1 protein-coding gene is annotated in these 1614 nt (G+C 64.1%); it reads right to left on the bottom strand.

All coding sequences use genetic code 11. From position 1 onward, the window contains the following. Positions 1-26: 26 nt before the first annotated feature. Positions 27-1256, bottom strand: coding sequence for an IS110 family transposase (locus YH3_RS34610; protein WP_044480091.1), 1230 nt, complete (start codon positions 1254-1256; stop codon positions 27-29). Between the last annotated feature and the right edge of the window lie 358 nt (positions 1257-1614).

The raw sequence follows: 1614 nt of genomic DNA on the forward strand, positions 1-1614 counted from the left end.
CGAAAGACATCTCAGGAAGTTAACAGTCAAGCCGCGAGCACGAGAGGAGGTGGGAAGGCATGGGTTTCGTCGTAGGTTTGTCCGGTTTGCAGGCAGTGGTGGAGTTGTCCGAGGAATTTGTTGAACAAGTGGCGTTTGGCTTCTTGGAGCCAGTCACCTTTGGCTCGGCGCGCGTCGTAGTGCCGCCGCGCTCCGGGCGAGGATTTCAGCGCTGCCATCGCCCAGATCGAACCGGCGGCGGCGAGACGCCGGTTCTTGATGTGCCGGTGCGTAATGACGGTCTTCTTGCCGCTGGCGCGGGTGATCGGCGCGGATCCAGCGAAGGCTTTCAATCCACGAGCGTCGTCGAATTTCGAGCGGTCGTCACCGATCTCGGCGAGCACCCGGGCGCCGACCACTGGCCCCACGCCGGGGAAACTGGTCAGGATCTTCGCGTCCGGGTGTCGGTGAAAAGTCTCGGTAACCGCCTCCGTCAGGTCGGCAACCGCAGTACAGATGGCGTTCAGCTGCCCGAGCAACGCGCTCAGTTGCCGTCCCATCGCTTCTTCGATCATGGCGGGCTGACGGAGGTGCTCGGCGGTGAACACCTCGCGCAGGCGCCCGGCGTCCCGATCGAGATATCGCTGGCGGCCGGCTTTGGCCATCAACTTTCGCAATCGGGCCGGAGTCAATGTGGCCGCCTGGGCAGGGGTGGGAGCAGCGGTGAGGATCATCCGGGCATCGGCTCGGGTGATGCCGCCTTCGAGACCGGCGAAGGCTTCCAACGCTGCCGGGTAGAACTCCTTGAGCAGCGCGATGACCCGGTTGGTGACCTGTTGCCTGTTCCAGATCGTGTCCTGCTGCGCGCGAGCGAGCACCCGCACACTCTGGGCCAGCTCGGAATCATTCGATCGTGGGCGATGCTCGGGCAGGTCGGTGCGCAGGATATTCGCCAAGGTGCGGGCATCGACCGCATCGGACTTCGCTCCGGAGACGACATGCCTGGACCGGTAACGCGAGGCCGCGAGCGGATTGATCGGGTAGACCTGCCTTCCCGAGGCGGTCAACGCCGCGACCCACAGACCGTGATCGGTCTCGATGGCCACCGGCACCGGCTCGTGCGGGTCCTCACCGGCGTCGGCGAGCATGGCCAACAAGGCCTCGAATCCCGAGGCGGTGTTCTCGACCCTGCCGCCGGCCACCAGGCGGCCCGTGTGGTCGACGACCGCGATGTCGTGATGATCAGTGGCCCAATCGATTCCACAGAACAAACTCATTCGTTCCCTCCGTCTGCTCGATACGATGCCCGGCACCGGGCAGGGGCCACGCGGCACCCTAATCGCAGGACTCGACGGTCCGTCATCTCAGTAGCCGTCCGTGACTCCAGCACACCGCAGGACCCCCAGTGCTTTCCGAAGAGCTCTACGGCTCGGGAGAACTCATACCGGGGTGAACCCTGCGGTCGGCAGGGGCAACGCCATCACACCACCGAACACCAGATCACTGCTACCGGGGCGCACCGTTCTTTCGTGAGACATCGAATGTCCGGGCAACAACAGGCGTCGCCCCGACAGCAGCACCAGAACACAAACTGTCCCTATACGGGGTCAGCTCCTATCCCAACTACCGATTAGG

This window comes from Rhodococcus sp. YH3-3, assembly GCF_001653035.1.
GTDB classification, from domain to species: Bacteria; Actinomycetota; Actinomycetes; order Mycobacteriales; family Mycobacteriaceae; genus Rhodococcus_F; species Rhodococcus_F qingshengii.

Bases quoted from the DNA above. Each gene is read 5' to 3' on its own strand.
- YH3_RS34610 (WP_044480091.1), bottom strand. From the start codon at position 1,256: ATGAGTTTGTTCTGTGGAATCGATTGGGCCACTGATCATCACGACATC.